Here is a 17,802-nt window from a genome sequence, read left to right as displayed (position 1 = left end):
GACACATGGCAAAGGCCGAGGCGGTGAAGAAGCGGGCGCCGGTGAAAACGCGGCGGCCGCCGGTCGGCGCTTCGCCGGGCACGCTGATCGCCGATCCTGCGGCGCGCCGCTCCGAGCTCAGGCTGACGCTGATCTCACCGGAAAAATTCGAGACCATCGACAATGCCAGCATCGATGACCTCAACACCCATTGCGACAGCTGGCCGGTCGTCTGGCTGGATTGCACGGGCCTCGCCAACATCCAGTTGATCGAGGAGATCGGACGGATCTTCAGCCTGCACCCGCTGGCGCTGGAAGATGTCGTCAACACCGGCCAGCGGCCGAAAGTCGATTTCTTCGAAGACCATGCCTTCGTCGTCATGCGTATGATCGACGACGTTAAGGGGCATCGCTATGAGCAGATCGCGGTGTTCTTCGGCAAGAATTTCGTCGTCACCTTCCAGGAGCGCGAAGGCGATCCCTTCGATCCCGTGCGCAAGCGCATTGCCGCCTCGCTGCCCAACCGGTTGCGTTCGCGCGGTGCCGACTATCTGGCCTACGCGCTGATCGACGCCATCGTCGACAGCTATTTTCCGCCAATCGAGACGGCGAGCGACATGGTCGACGGCATTGAGGACCAGATGCTGAACACGACGCACAAGCATCAAATGCGGCAGCTGCACGAATTGCGGCGCGACGCCAATGTGCTGAAAGGCGTGCTGTGGCCAATGCGCGACGCGCTGGCGACGCTGATCCGCAACGACGTGCCCTATGTGAAGGCCGAGACCAAGATCTTCTTCAACGACACGCTCGACCATGCCCTGCGGCTGATCGAGCTGGTCGAGAACCAGCGCGACATGCTGACCGGCCTGATCGAAATGCATCTGTCGCTGAGCCAGGCGCGCACCAACGACGTCATCTCCTACCTGACCATCGTCTCGGTGATCTTCATGCCGCTCACCTTCCTGGTTGGTGTATGGGGCATGAATTTCGACCCCGAGAGTTCGCCGTGGAATATGCCGGAACTGAAGTCCTATTATGGCTATCCGGCTTCGCTGCTGTTCATGCTGGCCGTTGCTGTCGGGCTGATCGTCTTCTTCAAGCGGAAGAAGTGGCTTTAAAAGCGGAAAATTTGCCGTTTTGGCGTGAAAAGCCGGCTTGGTGAATTGGGCTGGTGTTTTGCCGGGAATTGCACTATATGCGCCGCAGCATAGCGCCACGACGCTTTGCTTGCACCGGCCCCTGCTGGACGACATCCCGGCTGAGGGCGACCCGTTTCCTCAAACAGATAAGGAAAAACACGATGTCGATTACTGCCGAGCGCAAACAGGAATTGATGGGTGAATTCGCAACCGCCAAGGGCGATACCGGGTCTCCGGAAGTCCAGGTGGCCATCCTTTCCGAGCGCATCAAGAACCTGACCGACCATTTCAAGGACCACAAGAAGGATAACCATTCCCGCCGTGGTCTGCTCGCTCTCGTGTCCCAGCGCCGCAGCCTGCTTGATTATCTCAAGCGCAAGGACGACGCGCGCTATCAGACACTGATCGAGAAGCTCGGTCTGCGTCGTTGACGAATTGACCGGCGGGCTCCCACAGGGAGTCCGCCGGTCGCGCATTCGAGCCCCGGACCGATCCGATCTCGAATGCAGGACTGGAGCGCCGCGCACCCCTCCGGATGCCGGACGGACGCTCCAACAGGTGAATTTGCGCATGACGCGTTCCGTAAGCCGTGGGTTTCGGGGTCATGCGCAGGCCAGTCGATCGATTGGCCATATCCGGCTTAGAGCGTGCAGAGGGCCACTCTAAGCCACCCATGGACGGTCATGGGGCAGGATTGCAGGACGCTCGTATGGCCATAGTGCCGATGAAACCCGAGCCTCCCGTTGTCTTGCCCGTGGCTGCCCGAGAAAGGAAGCCAGAGGAAAGGGCACCCGCGCACGCTGAAACGGCGCGGTCCTTCCTCATATAAAGGACAAGATATGTTCAATCAGCACAAAGTGGAAATCGAATGGGGCGGTCGCCCGCTCATCCTCGAAACCGGCAAGATCGCGCGTCAGGCTGACGGCGCTGTGCTCGCCACCTACGGCGAGACCAAGGTTCTGGCCACCGTCGTTTCGATGAAGGAGCCCAAGCCCGGCCTCGATTTCTTTCCGCTGACCGTCAACTACCAGGAAAAAACCTATGCCGCCGGCAAGATCCCGGGCGGCTATTTCAAGCGCGAAGGCCGTCCGAGCGAAAAGGAAACGCTGGTTTCCCGTCTCATCGACCGCCCGATCCGTCCGCTCTTCGCCGCTGGCTACAAGAACGACACCCAGATCGTCGTCACCGTCGTCCAGCACGATCTCGAGAACGATCCTGACATCCTGTCGATCGTCGCCACGTCGGCCGCTTTGACCCTGTCGGGCGTTCCCTTCATGGGCCCGATCGGCGGCGCACGCGTCGGCTACATCAATGGCGAATACGTGCTCAACCCGCATGTCGACGAGATGCAGGAATCCAAGCTCGACCTCGTCGTCGCCGGCACCGCCGACGCCGTGCTGATGGTCGAGTCCGAAGCCAAGGAACTTGGCGAAGAGCTGATGCTCGGCGCCGTCATGTTCGGCCACAGGGGCTTCCAGCCGGTGATCGACGCCATCATCAAGCTGGCCGAAGTTGCCGCCAAGGAGCCGCGCGACTTCACCGCGCCGGACTATTCCGCGCTTGAAGCCGAGATGCTGAAGATCGTCGGCGACGAGCTCAGCGCTGCCTACAAGAACGTCGACAAGCAGAAGCGCTACGCCGCCGTCGACGCTGTCAAGGCGAAGGTCAAGGCCGCGTTTGCTCCGGCCGAAGGTGAAGACGCCAAGTACACCTCCGAACAGATTGGCTCCGTGTTCAAGGAACTGCAGGCCAAGGTCGTGCGCTGGAACATCCTCGACACCGGCTCGCGCATCGATGGTCGCGACCTGAGCACGGTTCGCAAGATCGTCTCCGAAGTCGGCGTTCTGCCGCGCACCCATGGTTCGGCGCTGTTCACCCGCGGCGAGACCCAGGCGCTGGTCGTTGCCACACTCGGTACCGGCGAGGACGAGCAGTATGTCGATTCGCTGACCGGCATGTACAAGGAGAAGTTCCTCCTTCACTACAACTTCCCTCCCTACTCCGTCGGTGAGACCGGCCGCATGGGTTCGCCGGGCCGCCGCGAAATCGGCCATGGCAAGCTCGCCTGGCGCGCTATCCGTCCGATGCTGCCGAGCGCTGACCAGTTCCCCTACACGCTGCGGGTCGTCTCGGAGATCACCGAGTCCAACGGTTCGTCGTCGATGGCTACCGTCTGCGGCACCTCGCTGGCGCTGATGGATGCCGGCGTGCCGCTGGCGAAGCCCGTTGCCGGTATCGCCATGGGCCTGATCAAGGAAGGCGAGCGCTTCGCCGTGCTCTCCGACATCCTTGGCGACGAGGATCACCTCGGCGACATGGACTTCAAGGTCGCCGGCACCGAAGGTGGCATCACCTCGCTGCAGATGGACATCAAGATCGATGGCATCACCGAAGAGATCATGAAGATCGCGCTTGGCCAGGCCAAGGACGGTCGTCTCCATATCCTCGGTGAAATGGCGCATGCCCTGACCGGCGCCCGCCCCGAACTCGGTGAGTTCGCACCGCGCATCGAGGTCATGCACATCCCGACCGACAAGATCCGCGACGTCATCGGTTCGGGCGGCAAGGTCATCCGCGAGATCGTCGAGAAGACCGGCGCCAAGATCAACATCGAAGACGACGGCACGGTCAAGATCGCTTCGTCGAACGCCAAGGAGATCGAGGCGGCCAAGAAGTGGATACACACCATCGTTGCCGAGCCGGAAGTCGGCGAAATCTACGAAGGCACGGTCGTCAAGACCGCCGACTTCGGCGCCTTCGTCAACTTCTTCGGTCCGCGTGACGGCCTCGTCCACATCTCGCAGCTCGCCAACGACCGGGTCGCCAAGACCTCCGACGTCGTCAAGGAAGGCGACAAGGTCTGGGTCAAGCTGATGGGCTTCGACGAGCGCGGCAAGGTCCGCCTGTCGATGAAGGTCGTCGACCAGGCCACCGGCAAGGAACTCGCTCGCGACAAGAAGACCGAAGGCGAAGAAAACGCCGCCTGAGCGGTCTGACAGGAAATCGGAGCGGGCGCGGCTTAGGTCGCGCCCGTTCTCGTTTGGAAGGTAGAGGGAATGTCCGCTGAGGCGCTGAAGACGCTTTTCCATCCGTTCGAGGCCGAGGCTCTTGCCTTGCCGCGAAAGGGCGAGCGCATCCTTTTCCTCGGCGCCGAGCCAGGCTTTCGCCTGCCGGAAGGCTTCGAGGCCGAGCTCCACCTCGTGCAAGGCTTCCGGCCGTACTTTCGCGCGCTGCAGGCATCTGGTCCCGCCGTCACCCCGCAAGCGGAAGGCAGCGGCTTTGATATGGCGCTTGTGTTTGCCGGCCGTCATCGTGGCCAGAACGAACTGCGCATCGCTGACGCCCTCGAGCGCGTGGCGCCAGGCGGGCTGGTTGTCATTGCCGGCGGCAAGGACGATGGCATTGCCAGTCTGCGCAAGCGCGTCGACGAGCTTGTGCCGCTCGACGGTCATATGCCGAAATATCACGGCATCGCCTTCTGGCTGCGCCGCCCGGTGGACATGCATGCTGCCGCGGCACTTCGCGCCGCCAATCCCGGGCAACTGGTCGATGGCCGGTTCCACACCGCACCCGGCATGTTCTCCTTCGATCGCGTCGATACAGGGTCGAAACTGCTGGTCGACAACCTGCCCAAAGACCTGCGCGGCAACATCGCCGATTTCTGCGCCGGCTGGGGTTATGTGGCGGCCGAGGTCGCAGCACGCTCACCTGGGATGACGGGACTCGATCTCTACGAGGCGGATTTCGACGCGTTGGAGGCGGCCAAGGGCAACCTCGCCAACACCGTGGCGCAAGGCTTCGTCTGGACGGATCTGCTCGCCGAGCCGGTCGAGCACCGCTACGACGTCATCGCCATGAACCCGCCCTTCCACCGCAGCCGTGCGGCGGAGCCGGAGATCGGCGCCGGCATGATCCGCGCGGCAGCCAAGGCGTTGAAGCCCGGTGGCAGGCTGTTCATGGTCGCCAACCGCCAGCTTCCCTACGAGCCCGTGCTGTCGGCCGCCTTTGCCAGCCACGCGGAACTCGTCCGCGACGGTATGTTCAAGGTGTTTTCTGCGCGGCGCTGAAACGATGCGTATCGCGCTCAGTGCAGATTGGCGACGCGCCGGACCTCGTCGGTGGCATATCCGTCGCCAGCGCTGAACTTGAGCGGCGCCGGACGGCCGAACAGGTACCCCTGCACCACCTCGCAGCCGGCGGCGCGCAGCAAAGTCGCCTGGTTCTCGGTCTCGACGCCTTCGGCAATGATGCTGACGCCGAGTGCACGCGAAAGCCCGACAATAGTCGACACGACGGCGCCGGAGCTGGAATCGGTATCGATGCGGCTGACGAAGGAGCGGTCGATCTTCAGCTTGCCGAACGAGAAATCGATCAGGTAGCTCAGATTGGAATAGCCGGTGCCGAAATCGTCGACGGCAACGGAGATGCCCATGTCAGCAAGCTCTTTCAGGATAGCGGCCGCGCGGTCGCGGTCCTGCATCATCGCCGTCTCGGTGACTTCCAGCTCCAGCCGCGACGGCTTGATGCCGGTGGCCCGCATTGTGTCACGCACGATGCCGACGAAATCCTTGGTCATGAACTGAACCGGCGAGATGTTGACGGCGACGAAACAGTCTTCCGGCAAATGGCGGGCATCGCTGCAGGCCTTGCGCAGAACCCATTCGCCGATCGGGTTGATCATCCCGGTCTCCTCGGCGATCTGGATGAACTCCATGGGCGGGATCATGCCGCGTTCGGGATGGTTCCAGCGGATCAGCGCCTCGTAGCCGACGATACGGCCGGTCGGCAGGTCGAGTTGCGGCTGATAGTGCAGGTCGAAGTCGCCGCGTTCGAAAGCGGTGTGCAGTTCGGATTCGACCCATTGGCGATAATCGGCGACACGCCCCATCTCGCTGTCGAACACCGACCAGTTGCCGACGCCGCTGGCGCGCGCATTCTGCAGCGCCAGGTTGGAGCGGCGCAGGAGAAGGACTGGATCGACGCCATCCTTGGGCATGGCCACGATACCGACCGACAGACCCACCGATTGCTGATGGCTGCTGAGTTCATAGGGCTCCATCATCTCGTCGATGAGCCTTTCGACCATGCTTTCCAGCGTTCCCTGGATCTGATGATCCGGGAGCAGCACGGCGAACTCGCCGGCGCCGATGCGCCCTATCAGGGCGCGTGCGGGCACGCAGCCCTGCAGCCGCTTGGTGAAGGCGCGGATCAGCTCATCACCATGGCTGTAGCCGATCGCGTCGTTGATGTGCTTGAAACGGTCGATGTCGATGTCGATCAGGAACATCGGTTCCCCGGTTCGGCTCGTCGCGCACGCCGCCTCGGCGATCTTGCCGACCATCGCCGGACGCGCCAGCAGCCCGGTCAGCTTGTCGAAATGGGTTTCGTTGAAGACGAAATCCGCCGATTCATCGACGCCGGCGAAGAAGGACATTGCCGCCACCGACGCCGCCAGCGCGCAAAGCGCAGCCATGATGGCGACCATCATGTCCGCTGATATGCCGGCAAAACCACTGCCGAGGCCAAGCTTCAAACCCCAGATGCCAAGGATGAAACTGCCAATGCCCGAGCTCGCTATCGTGAGCAGTCGGAACACCGGTGTTCGCTTCGGGTTGCTGACGGCAGACATTCAAAGGTCCCCAGATTGCCGGTCTCTATAGCGGAAATCCTCTTAAAATGAGTTTCCGCGAATGTATCCAATTTTACTGGAGAAGATTATTTTTTTACTGGAAATGGGCCATTTCCCCGAAACGGTTTCCCAAAGCGTGTCGCCTTGATCCGTTTCAGGGCTGGTTAACCACCCGTCTGCTTCAACTCATCGAGCGTCGGCATCGAGACGATGTGATAGCCGGAATCGACATAGTGGATTTCGCCGGTGACGCCGGAGGCGAGGTCGGACAGCAAGTAGAGCGCCGAGCCGCCGACCTCGTCGATGGTCACGGTACGGCGCAGCGGCGAGTTGCGCTGCTGGTAGGAGAACATGTGGCGGGCGTCCGAAATGCCGGCGCCGGCCAGTGTGCGCACCGGGCCTGCCGAGATGCCGTTCACCCGGATGCCGCGCGGACCGTAGTCGTTGGCAAGGTAGCGCACGCTGGCCTCGAGGCCGGCCTTGGCGACGCCCATGACATTGTAGTTCGGCATGACGCGGACCGAACCGGCATAGGTCAGCGTGATCATCGAGCCGCCTTGCGTCATCAGGGCGGCGGCATTGCGGGCCACTTCGGTGAAGGAGTAGCAGGAGATCACCATGGTGCGGACGAAATTTTCCCGGCTGGTGTCGGCGTAAAGGCCCTTCAATTCATTCTTGTCGGAAAAGCCGATGGCATGGACGACGAAGTCCAGTCCGCCCCAGGCGTTGCCCAGCGTCTCGAACGTGGCGGCGACCGAAGCGCTGTCCTCGACATCGCAGGGCACGACCAGCGAGGCGCCGAGCTTGTCGGCGAGCGGCTTGACCCGGCGGCCGAAGGCCTCGCCCTGGTAGGTGAAGGCGAGCTCCGCCCCATGTTCGGACAATTTCTGGGCGATGCCCCAGGCGATCGAATGATCGTTGGCGACACCCATGACAAGCCCGCGCTTGCCCTTCATCAGTCCGTCCATGGCTGGCAATCCTTTTAGAAAAAACGCAGGCCTTATGCGGAATAGCGCTGGAAAACGAGCGTTGCGTTGGTGCCACCGAAACCGAAGGAATTTGACAGGACGGTGTCGATCTTGGCGTTGTCGATGCGCTTGCGCACGATCGGCATGCCCTCGAATTCGGGGTCGAGGGTCTCGATATGGGCGCTTTCGCCGATGAAGCCGCCTTGCATCATCAGGATGGAATAGATCGATTCCTGCACGCCGGCCGCGCCCAGCGAATGGCCGGTCAGCGATTTGGTCGAGGTGATGAACGGCATCTTTTCGCCGAACACCTCGCGGATGGCGCCCATTTCCTTGGAGTCTCCCACCGGCGTCGAGGTGCCGTGGGTGTTGATGTAATCGACCGGCGTGGAAACCGTGGCCAGCGCCTGGCGCATGCAGCGGACCGCGCCTTCGCCGGAAGGTGCCACCATGTCGTGGCCGTCAGAGGTTGCGCCGTAGCCGACGATCTCGGCATAGATCTTGGCGCCGCGCGCCTTGGCGTGTTCAAGTTCCTCCAGGATGAGCACACCCGCGCCGCCGGCGATGACGAAGCCGTCGCGATTGGTGTCATAGGCGCGCGATGCGGCGGAAGCCCGGTCGTTGAACTTCGACGACATGGCGCCCATGGCGTCGAACAGGTCCGACATCGTCCAGTCGAGATCCTCGTGGCCGCCGGCAAACATGACATCCTGCTTGCCCCACTGGATGAGCTCATAGGCGTTGCCGATGCAATGCGCCGAGGTCGAGCAGGCCGACGAGATCGAATAGTTGACGCCGTGGATCTTGAACCATGTGGCCAACGTTGCCGACGCGGTCGACGACATCGCCTTCGGCACGGCAAAGGGGCCGATACGCTTGGGGCTGCCGTTCTTCAGCGTCGTTTCGGCCGCCTCGACGATGGTGCGGGTGGAAGGGCCACCCGAGCCCATGACGATGCCGGTGCGCTCATTGGTGATGTCGCTTTCGCCGAGGCCCGCATCGGCGATCGCCTGATCCATGGCAACGTGGTTCCAGGCAGCACCCCGGCTCAGGAAGCGCATCGCGCGGCGATCGATCATGGCGGACGGGTCGAGCGTCGGAGCGCCCCAGACCTGGCAACGGAAGCCGTGCTCGGCGAAGGAATCGGAAAAGCTGATGCCGGATCTGGCGTCATGCAGCGAGGTCTGCACCTCGTTGGCATTGTTGCCGATCGACGACACGATGCCGAGGCCTGTGACTACGACACGTCTCATTCGCAACTCCTTCCAGGGATGCTGGCCAGTGGGTCGGCCAGGACTGCGGTCAAGCGACCGCCGACTGCTTGGACAGACCGACCTTCAGGTCCGTCGCCGCATATATGGGCTCGCCATCCGCCTTCATCCAGCCATCGGCGATGCCCAGAACCAGCCGGCCGCGCATCACGCGCTTGAAATCCACGCCATACTCGACCTTCTTGACCGATGGTGTGACCATGCCCTTGAACTTGACCTCACCGGTCGACAACGCCATTCCCTTGCCGGGTTCGCCGAGCCAGCCGAGGTAGAAGCCGGTCAACTGCCACAAGGCGTCCAGACCGAGGCATCCTGGCATGATCGGATTGCCGATGAAATGGCAGGCAAAGAACCACAGGTCCGGCTTGATGTCGAACTCCGCGCGGATGAACCCCTTGTCGAAGGCGCCGCCGGTCTCGCTGATCTCGGTGATGCGGTCGAACATCAGCATGGGCGGGTAGGGCAGTTGGGCATTGCCCTCTCCGAACAGCTCGCCGCTGGCGCAGGCCAGCAATTCTTCGTAGTCGTAGCTGGATTTACCCGCCATCAATCTCGTCCCCATATCGTCCGGGCGGTAGCGCGCCCTTGTTGTTGGTGTCCTAACACAATCTGTTTCAGGCCGGAAACCGGCGTTTGCGCTTAACCCGCCAGTCTGCCCGGGTCAATGCGCGCTATTGATCGCATTCGGACGACAGAATATATGTCAACAGGGGTCCGGTTTCGGCAGACATTCATTTTTTTGCCATTCTGGGCGTGTCTTGAAGCGGGACTGTGAGCTTGGAAGACCAGATGGACCGGGGCTGCCGGAAGGAAAATGTCGCTGTGGACAAGCGGGTACGTGGAGCCGGCTTGAGGCCGACACGGCAGCGCATCGCGCTTGCCGACCTGCTTTTTGCCAAAGGCGACCGCCATTTGTCGGCCGAGGAACTGCACGAGGAGGCGCTGGCCGCCGGCGTGCCGGTGTCGCTGGCCACAGTCTACAACGCGCTCCACCAGTTCACCCAGGCGGGGCTGCTGCGCATCCTCGCCGTCGAGGGTGCCAAGACCTATTTCGATACCAACACCTCCGACCACCACCATTTCTACATCGAAGGTGAAAACCGGATTTTCGACATCGCCAATGGCCCGGTGACGGTCACCAACCTGCCGGAGCCGCCCGAGGGCATGGAAATCGCCAATGTCGACATCGTTGTGAGGCTGAGGCTGAAGCGCCAGGAACGACCGGCGGAACCAGAATAATCGGCCAGAAATGAAACCCCTCGACCTGATAGTCAGGCTCGAATGGGCTGCTGTGGCGGTGGCCGCTGTTGTCTTCTACGCTTGGTCAGGCGTTGCCTGGTGGCTCTTCGCGGTGCTCATCCTGGCGCCGGACCTGTCGATGTTTGGCTACCTCGGCGGGCCGCGCATCGGTGCTATCGCCTACAATGCCCTGCACATCCTGATACCACCGGTGCTGCTGCTGCTCGTCGGGTACCTGTCCGGCCATGCGGTGGCAATCGCCGTCGCGCTGATCTGGATCGCCCACATCGCCATCGACCGTGCGCTGGGCTACGGCCTGAAGCTGTCAAGCGGTTTTCAGGAAACCCACCTCGGCCGAATCGGGCACAAGCGCAATCACCTCAGTCCTTGACCCGCTCGCCGGGATAGGCGCCCCAGACCGCCGCCTGGGCGAGCCAGCCGGTGTGGCCGTCGAGCGTCATTTCGCACCACTGGCCGTCGCAGGACTTGATCGTGCCCATGACGCCCGGCTCGACGATCGCCACCACGCTGGCATCCTTGTCGGGGCTTCTGAGCATATTGATCTGGGCGCCTTTGCCGCGCTGCCATGGCGCGATGATCGCGGTGCGCCGTCCCGACAGCAGCGACTGGTTGATCCAGCCTTCCGAGCCGTCGGCATCGCGCACGCGGCGCCAGGTGTCGAATTCCTGGATGATTTCCATCGGCAGGCCGGCCTTCATATACATCCAGTCGACCGAGTAATTGGCGCCCGGGCCGACGCGCGAGTTGACGCGGCCGGATTTCAGGCTGACGAATCGCGGCAATGGCAGACCGCTCGGCCCAAGCGTGATGCTTTGGGCGGGCGCGGCCGCACTCTGCGCCGCGGCCAGCGGGGAATAGAGGAGAGCGCCGAGAAATGCTGCGCTGAGGGTCAGGCGAAGCGACGCGAAACCAGACACTTTCGTTCCTTTCGGCGCTTGCCTCTCGGCCTCGGCGCCCCTTTTTCTTTGTCTTCGGCGGCACCGCTTGTTACATGGGTAAATCGGCTACCGCGACCGGCTTTCAGTTTCGCCGGTCTTGGTTAAAGAGGTCTCAACGAGGGAAACAATGGCAGGCAAAAAGAAGCCTCTCGTGGTCATCACGCGAAAGCTGCCCGACCCAGTCGAGACCCGCATGCGCGAGCTGTTCGACGCCAGGCTGAATGTCGAGGATCGGCCGATGACACAGCCGGAGCTGGTCGCCGCGGTCAAGGAAGCCGACGTGCTGGTGCCGACGGTGACCGACCAGATCGACGCCGCGCTGATCGCCCAGGCCGGCGACAACCTCAAGCTGATTGCCAATTTCGGCAACGGCGTCGACAAGATCGACGTAGCGGCGGCGGCCAAGAGGGGCATCACCGTCACCAACACGCCCAATGTGCTGACCGAAGACACCGCCGACATGACCATGGCGCTGATGCTGGCGGTGCCGCGCCGGCTGGCGGAAGGCGCCAATGTGCTCACCGGCGACAAGAAATGGGCCGGCTGGTCGCCGACCTGGATGCTTGGCCGGCGCATCTGGGGCAAGCGGCTGGGCATTGTCGGCATGGGCCGCATCGGCACCGCCGTTGCCAGACGGGCCAAGGCCTTTGGCCTTTCCATCCACTACCACAACCGCCATCGCGTACTGCCGGCGGTCGAGGACGGGCTGGAGGCGACCTATTGGGAGAGCCTAGACCAGATGCTGGCCCGCATGGACATCATCTCGGTCAATTGTCCGTCGACGCCTGCGACCTTCCATCTCTTGTCGGCGCGGCGGCTGGCGCTGCTGCAGCCCACGGCCTATATCGTCAACACCGCGCGTGGCGACATCATCGACGAGGAAGCGCTAGTCAAGCTGATCCAGGACGGCAAGATCGCCGGCGCCGGCCTCGATGTCTACGAGCATGAACCGGCACTCAATGCCAAGCTGCTCAAGCTCGCCGCCAGGAACAAGGTCGTGCTTTTGCCGCATATGGGTTCGGCGACGCTTGAGGGCCGCATCGACATGGGCGAGAAGGTCATTATCAACATCCGGGCATTCGTTGACGGTCACCGTCCCCCGGATCGTGTGCTGCCGCTCAGAACCTGACGACCTCGCTTAAATGTAAGCAAAAGCTTACGAAATGACCTTGCGCATGGTGATCGAGGTCGGCCTGGCGTGGCCCTCATGCACCGTCCGCGCGGTTTCGTGAAAGCCAAGCCGGGCAAAGGCGGCATGATTGGCGGTGAGCTCGATGCGCGTCTGCAGCTCCAACGCCGCCTTGCCGTGGTCGAGCGCGAGGCCTTCGACCGCCCGCATCAGCCGCCGGCCGATGCCTTGCCCCTGGCGGTCTGGGGCGACGGCGAGCTTGCCGACATAAAGATCGTCAGCCCTTTCAAGAGCAAAGACGCAGCCGACGATCCTGTCGCCGTCGAGGGCGACGAACCCCGTCTCCCGCCCGGCCTTGTCGCGCAGTCCATCGACGGTGAGCAGATGGGCAGAGGATGGCGGGTCGATGACACCGTCCATGAACGCGAAAGCACTCATGATCAGGGCAAGCACCTCGTCCCAGCGGCCGAAACCGGCCGGGATGCGGTCGATGGAGAAGGGCATGGTCCGCTCCAAGATCAGCGCCTGGCGTAGCGGATCGTTTCGAAGCGCGCGGAGAGCGCATCGTAGAGCAGCAGCCGGCCGATCAGCGGCTCGCCGATACCGGTGATCAGCTTGATCGCCTCCATTGCCTGCAGCGTGCCGACGACGCCGGTCAGCGCGCCAAGCACGCCGGCCTCGGCGCAGGATGGCACCAGGCCAGGCGGTGGGGCTTCGGGAAAGAGATCGCGATAGCCAGGGTTCGGCTTGCCATCCTTGCCGTTCTCGAACGGCTTCAGCACCGTCACCGAGCCGTCGAAGCGGCCGACGGCGGCATGCACCAGCGGTTTGCGCTCGTTCGCACAGGCGTCAGCCACCGTATAACGGGTCTCGAAATTGTCGGAACCGTCGACGACAATATCATAGCGGGCAACGAGGGCAGAGGCGTTGTCCGAGCTCAGCCGCAGTGCGTGCGTCTCGACCGCCGTATTGGGATTGATGCGGGTGATTGCCGCCTTGGCGCTGAGGGTTTTCAGCATGCCGACCGTATCGGTGCCGTGGATGACCTGGCGTTGCAAATTGGAGAGCGACACGGTGTCGTCGTCGACGATGCCAAGCGTGCCGACGCCGGCCGCCGCAAGATATTCGAGCACCGGCGCGCCCAGTCCGCCGGCGCCGATCACCAGGACCCGCGCTTGCTTGAGCTTCTGCTGACCCGCGCCGCCGACCTCGGGCAGCACGATGTGGCGTTCATAGCGTTCGATTTCGTCAGCGGTGAGCGCAGTGATCATATCAGGACCATATAGCGGCTGAAAAACCTTGTCAGGCGTCTTCGGTTGGCCCAACCGTGCCGTGGTCGACGGTCAGGAACTGCGCACGCCCCTTGAGGCTGGAAAACAGCGCGGCATCGGTTCCCGTCATGAAGGCCTGGCAGTTCAATTCCTCAAGGATCGAAAACAGCGCCGCGCGTCGTCCGCCGTCGAGATGGGCGGCGATCTCGTCGAGCAGCAAGATCGGCGTCATGCCGGACATCTCACCGGTCAGCCGGGCATGCGACAGGACGATGCCGACCAGCAATGCCTTCTGCTCTCCGGTCGAGCAGAGTTCGGCCGGCATTGCCTTGGGCCGGTGCCTCACCAGGAGGTCGGAACGGTGCGGGCCTTCGAGCGTTCGTCCCGCGGCCCGATCGCGATCGCGGCCACCGGCAAGCGCCCGGCGGAACCGCTCCTCGACATCGACCGCAGGCGCGGTGGAAACCTCGGTTTCCAGATCGCCGGAAATGCTGATATCGGCCTGCGGGAACGGTCCCGTGTCGGGCAACCTGTCGATCATGGCGGCGAGCAGGCGCACCAATTCGGCGCGCGCTGCCGCAATGGCGACGCCGGTTTCGGCCATCTGTGTCTCGATTGCCTCGAACCAGCTGATATCCCGCGAACCTTCGGTAAGCAGACGATTACGGCCGCGCATCGCTTTTTCGTAGTCGAGCGCGCGCTGACCGTGGCCAGGGTCGATCGCCAGCACCAGCCGGTCGAGAAAGCGCCGGCGATCCGCGGCCGGTCCGGTGAACAGCGCATCCATGGTCGGCGTCAGCCACACCACGCGCAGCCACTCCAGCATGTCTTCGGCCGATCGGGCCGTCGCGCCGTTGATGCGAACTCGCCTGCCACCTTCACCTTCGCCGATCGAAATGCCCGTGCCGATCTCGATCTGGCCGTCGGGTCCGTCGAGCCGGGCGTGCAGCGCAAAGCCGCCGTCGCCGCCCTCGCGTGCGACATCGGCGTAAGGCACACGGCGCAGGCCGCGCCCAGGCGTCAGAAAGGAAATTGCTTCGAGGAGGTTGGTCTTGCCGGCACCATTGTCGCCGGAAAACACCACGGCGCCCGGTGCGAGATCGATCGTCAGCGTCGCATAATTGCGGAAATTAGTAAGTGTAAGCTTACTTATATGGGTTTGTGCCGGCAACCGCTATCCGCCTGTAGAAGTCGCCATTGTTTCCACCCCGGTCCCCGCAGAGCCGGATCGATGATGCAGCGCTGGCTACACCCGCATCGGCATCAGCACGTAAAGCGCGGTCTCGTCGGCCATGTCGTGGATCAGCGTCGGCGAACCGGCATCGGCCAGCATGAATTTGGCTTCCGTGCCTGTCAGCTGAGCGGCAACGTCGAGCAGATATTTGGCGTTGAAGCCGATTTCGATCGGGTCGGAAGAATAGTCGGCCGCCAGTTCCTCGGTGGCGCTGCCCGAATCCGGGTTGTTGACCGCAAGCGTCACCTGGCCTTCGCTGATCGAAAGTTTCACGGCACGGCCGCGTTCGGAGGAAATGGTCGAGACGCGATCGACCGCTGCGGCAAAGCTCTGGCGGTCGAGGATCAGCTTCTTGTCGTTGCCGGTCGGAATGACCCGCTGATAATCGGGGAAGGTGCCGTCGATCAGCTTCGAGGTCAGGACCACGCTGCCGATGGTGAAGCGGATCTTGGTGTCCGACAGCTCGGTGGTCACGGCAACATCCGGATCGTCGACCAGCTTCTGCAGCTCGCTCACCGTCTTGCGCGGAATGATGATGCCCGGCATGCCCTCGGAACCCGCCGGCGCGTCGATTTCGGCGCGCGCCAGGCGGTGACCGTCGGTGGCCACCGAGCGCAGCTTCAGCTTGCCACCGACCTCATGCGTGTGCAGGTAGATGCCGTTGAGATAGTAGCGCGTCTCCTCGGTGGAAATGGCGAACTGCGTCTTTTCGATCAGACCCTTCAGAGCGACCGAGTCGAGCCGGAAGATATGCGAGAAGGATCCGGCAGAAAGCTCGGGGAAATCGGATTGCGGCAGGCACTGCAGGCGAAAGCTAGAGCGGCCCGACGTCACCGTCATGGCGTTGCCGTCCTCATCGGTCTTCAGCATCACCTCGGCGCCGTCCGCGAGCTTGCGCACGATATCGTAGAGCAGATGCGCGGGAACCGTCGTCGCCCCGCCGCGCTCCACCTTGGCGGGCGTCGCTTCCGTCACTTCCAGGTCGAGATCGGTCGCCTTCATTTCGAGGCTGGCGCCCTCGGCGCTGAGCAGCACGTTGGACAGGATCGGTATCGTGTTGCGCCGTTCGACCACACGGTGGACGTGGTTGAGCGACTTCAGGAGATTTGACCGTTCCAGGATAACACGCATGACGAAACAGGCTCGCTTGAAAGGATGAGCGGGTCTCCGGCTGGCGGCGCCCCGCGAAAGGTCTGAACAGGCTCAGAATCTGCGTAAACTGACAGGAAAAAGCCAGCAAACGCAAGCCCGCGCCACCGGTTCCAGCCAGCTGCGCGGGCTTTCTGGGGATAAAGGCCGAGAAGACCGCCAGCCTATGCGCTGAATCAGGAATCCAGATCATCGCCGGCCGATGCCGCGAGCCCATTTCAGGGGCGCGGCCGGGCAGGCAAGCCATTGAATTCCAGTGTGGTTCTGGCTTGCCTGTGCCGGACCGGTCAGGCCTGGTCGTTGATCAGCCGTCGCAGCAGCTCGAGTTCCTGTGCCAGCGTGTTGTCGTTGCCGGAAAGGTCCTCGATCTTGCGCACGGCGTGCAGCACCGTGGTGTGATCGCGGCCGCCGAAGCGGCGCCCGATTTCAGGCAGGGAGCGCGGGGTCATCACCTTGGACAGGTACATCGCTACCTGCCGTGGCTTGACGATTGTGCGGGTACGCCGGTTGGACAGCAATTCGGTCTTCGACACGTTGTAGTGGCGCGCCACGATGCGCTGTATATCCTCGATGCGGACCCGCTTCGGCTCGCCGGTGCGATAGATGTGGCCGAGGATCTCGTCGATGCGATCGATGGTGATCTGCGGCTCGAACGACTGGCGAAACAGCAGCTGATTGAACGCGCCCTCAAGTTCGCGTCCGCTGCCGGTCACGGTGCGGGCGACGTGGTTGAGGATTTCGTCGGAAATATCCAGCGATGCGTCGTCGACCCTGGCCGTGGCCAGGCGCAGTTTGAGCATGCCGAGGCGCATGGCGAAATCGGGCGCCGACATTTCGAGCGCGACGCCGCCATTGAGGCGCGAGCGGACACGCGGCTCGAGCGATTCCAGCTCGGACGGCGGCCGATCGGCGGCGACGACGACCTGCTTGGCGCTGTCGAGCAGCATGTTGATCAAATGGCAGAATTCGTGCTGGATCGACTTGCCCTGCAGGAACTGCATGTCGTCGATGATCAAGAGGTCGATGTCGCGCAACTGCTCCTTGAGCGTCAGCGCGTTGTTGTCGCGGATCGCGGTGGCGAAGCGCCACATGAAATATTCCGCGGTGAGATAGACGACGCGGGATTTGGGGTTCTGCTTCAGCGATTCCGCCGCAATGGCCTGCAGCAGGTGGGTCTTGCCGAGCCCGACGGTCGCGTGCAGGAAAAGCGGGTTGAAACGCACGGCGCTCGACTGCGATTCCGCCACGGCCTTTGCGGCGGCGAAGGCCACCCGGTTCGACGGGCCTTCGATGAAGGAGCCGAACGTGTAGCGGGGATCAAGCGGGGATCCCAGCACGTTGTGGCGGAACTCGGTCTCGACCGCAGCACCTGGGCGCGGCACGGGAGGCCGTTCCACCCTGCCGGGGCTCACAGTACCGGCGGCCAGCGCCGTCTGCGTCTGTCGTGTCATCTTGCGTGCCGGCGCCAGCTCCGGTTCGGCATGGCTGCGCCCCTGGCGGGTGGCCGTGCGCACCACGATCTCGATCTTGAGGAGATCGGCATCCTCCTGCTTCCACAGTTCGGAGATGAGGTCGAGATAGTGGCCGTTGATCCACGAGCGCAGGAACGCGGTGGGCACCGAGATGCGGACAATGCCCCTGGACGCCTCCGCGACCTTCATGCGGCCGAACCAGCTCGAATAGACTTCAGCCCCCAGACGCGCCTTCAACTGCGTCTTGACCCGGTCGAACTTCTGTTCCGCGTCGCTGGAGACCGCCATCTCGTTTGCTCCGATCAAAGTTCCAGGAAATGGGAGGTCGCCCGTAAGCTCCCTTTCGATGCCGCTCTGCAT

General features: G+C 62.9%; 17 protein-coding genes. 7 read left to right on the top strand and 10 right to left on the bottom strand.

The window, feature by feature from the left end; genetic code table 11:
- The first annotated feature begins 5 nt into the window (after positions 1-5).
- From corA to HGP13_RS00070, 4 genes are all read left to right on the top strand, one after another.
- On the top strand, positions 6-1,100 hold the full coding sequence (corA, locus tag HGP13_RS00085; protein WP_172219817.1) for a magnesium/cobalt transporter CorA: 1,095 nt from the start codon (positions 6-8) through the stop codon (positions 1,098-1,100).
- Positions 1,101-1,177: 77 nt separating this feature from the next.
- Positions 1,178-1,552: a 30S ribosomal protein S15 gene (gene rpsO / locus HGP13_RS00080; RefSeq protein ID WP_272481095.1), complete on the top strand. Its 375-nt coding sequence runs from the start codon at positions 1,178-1,180 to the stop codon at positions 1,550-1,552.
- A gap of 408 nt (positions 1,553-1,960) precedes the next feature.
- Positions 1,961-4,108 carry a polyribonucleotide nucleotidyltransferase gene (gene pnp, locus HGP13_RS00075; RefSeq protein ID WP_172219814.1) on the top strand — a complete coding sequence of 716 codons (2,148 nt, stop codon included), beginning with the start codon at positions 1,961-1,963 and terminating at the stop codon, positions 4,106-4,108.
- A gap of 69 nt (positions 4,109-4,177) precedes the next feature.
- The gene (locus HGP13_RS00070) at positions 4,178-5,188 is read left to right on the top strand and encodes a class I SAM-dependent methyltransferase (RefSeq protein ID WP_172219811.1); all 1,011 of its coding nucleotides are present in this window, start codon (positions 4,178-4,180) and stop codon (positions 5,186-5,188) included.
- Between the two features lie 17 nt (positions 5,189-5,205).
- On the opposite strand, the gene HGP13_RS00065 is transcribed toward HGP13_RS00070, so the two are convergent.
- The 4 genes from HGP13_RS00065 to fabA form a co-directional block, all read right to left on the bottom strand.
- Positions 5,206-6,750, bottom strand: a complete 1,545-nt coding sequence (locus HGP13_RS00065; RefSeq protein WP_172219808.1) for a bifunctional diguanylate cyclase/phosphodiesterase — start codon at positions 6,748-6,750, stop codon at positions 5,206-5,208.
- A 164-nt stretch (positions 6,751-6,914) separates the two neighbouring features.
- Complete coding sequence (fabI, locus tag HGP13_RS00060) at positions 6,915-7,718, bottom strand: enoyl-ACP reductase FabI (RefSeq protein ID WP_172219805.1); 804 nt, start codon at positions 7,716-7,718, stop codon at positions 6,915-6,917.
- A 32-nt stretch (positions 7,719-7,750) separates the two neighbouring features.
- Entirely contained in the window at positions 7,751-8,971 is a 1,221-nt protein-coding gene (fabB, locus tag HGP13_RS00055; RefSeq protein WP_172219802.1) for a beta-ketoacyl-ACP synthase I, read from the bottom strand.
- Between the two features lie 49 nt (positions 8,972-9,020).
- On the bottom strand, positions 9,021-9,536 hold the full coding sequence (fabA, locus tag HGP13_RS00050) for a 3-hydroxyacyl-[acyl-carrier-protein] dehydratase FabA (protein WP_172219799.1): 516 nt from the start codon (positions 9,534-9,536) through the stop codon (positions 9,021-9,023).
- Between the two features lie 242 nt (positions 9,537-9,778).
- On the opposite strand from fabA, the gene irrA reads away from it, so the two are divergent.
- Together irrA and HGP13_RS00040 are read left to right on the top strand one after the other, a co-directional pair.
- On the top strand, positions 9,779-10,228 hold the full coding sequence (irrA, locus tag HGP13_RS00045) for an iron response transcriptional regulator IrrA (protein WP_172219796.1): 450 nt from the start codon (positions 9,779-9,781) through the stop codon (positions 10,226-10,228).
- 10 nt (positions 10,229-10,238) lie between these two features.
- Positions 10,239-10,619, top strand: coding sequence for a DUF4260 domain-containing protein (locus HGP13_RS00040; protein WP_172219793.1), 381 nt, complete (start codon positions 10,239-10,241; stop codon positions 10,617-10,619).
- Here HGP13_RS00040 and HGP13_RS00035 read toward each other — a convergent pair.
- On the bottom strand, positions 10,609-11,166 hold the full coding sequence (locus tag HGP13_RS00035) for an SH3 domain-containing protein (RefSeq protein ID WP_172219791.1): 558 nt from the start codon (positions 11,164-11,166) through the stop codon (positions 10,609-10,611). The genes HGP13_RS00040 and HGP13_RS00035 overlap by 11 nt on opposite strands.
- Positions 11,167-11,314: 148 nt before the next feature.
- On the opposite strand from HGP13_RS00035, the gene HGP13_RS00030 reads away from it, so the two are divergent.
- The gene (locus tag HGP13_RS00030) at positions 11,315-12,316 is read left to right on the top strand and encodes a D-glycerate dehydrogenase (RefSeq protein ID WP_140706222.1); all 1,002 of its coding nucleotides are present in this window, start codon (positions 11,315-11,317) and stop codon (positions 12,314-12,316) included.
- Between the two features lie 27 nt (positions 12,317-12,343).
- On the opposite strand, the gene HGP13_RS00025 is transcribed toward HGP13_RS00030, so the two are convergent.
- The 5 genes from HGP13_RS00025 to dnaA form a co-directional block, all read right to left on the bottom strand.
- The gene (locus HGP13_RS00025) at positions 12,344-12,820 is read right to left on the bottom strand and encodes a GNAT family N-acetyltransferase (protein WP_172219790.1); all 477 of its coding nucleotides are present in this window, start codon (positions 12,818-12,820) and stop codon (positions 12,344-12,346) included.
- Between the two features lie 14 nt (positions 12,821-12,834).
- On the bottom strand, positions 12,835-13,587 hold the full coding sequence (locus tag HGP13_RS00020; protein WP_172219787.1) for a molybdopterin-synthase adenylyltransferase MoeB: 753 nt from the start codon (positions 13,585-13,587) through the stop codon (positions 12,835-12,837).
- 31 nt (positions 13,588-13,618) lie between these two features.
- On the bottom strand, positions 13,619-14,758 hold the full coding sequence (gene recF / locus HGP13_RS00015; protein ID WP_172219785.1) for a DNA replication/repair protein RecF: 1,140 nt from the start codon (positions 14,756-14,758) through the stop codon (positions 13,619-13,621).
- A gap of 75 nt (positions 14,759-14,833) precedes the next feature.
- Positions 14,834-15,952, bottom strand: a complete 1,119-nt coding sequence (gene dnaN, locus HGP13_RS00010; RefSeq protein ID WP_172219783.1) for a DNA polymerase III subunit beta — start codon at positions 15,950-15,952, stop codon at positions 14,834-14,836.
- Between the two features lie 305 nt (positions 15,953-16,257).
- Positions 16,258-17,802, bottom strand: a complete 1,545-nt coding sequence (gene dnaA, locus HGP13_RS00005; RefSeq protein WP_172219779.1) for a chromosomal replication initiator protein DnaA — start codon at positions 17,800-17,802, stop codon at positions 16,258-16,260.

The sequence above is a fragment of the Mesorhizobium sp. NZP2077 genome (assembly GCF_013170805.1).
Lineage (GTDB): Bacteria > Pseudomonadota > Alphaproteobacteria > Rhizobiales > Rhizobiaceae > Mesorhizobium.
This window is presented reverse-complemented; position numbering and strand designations above follow the sequence as displayed.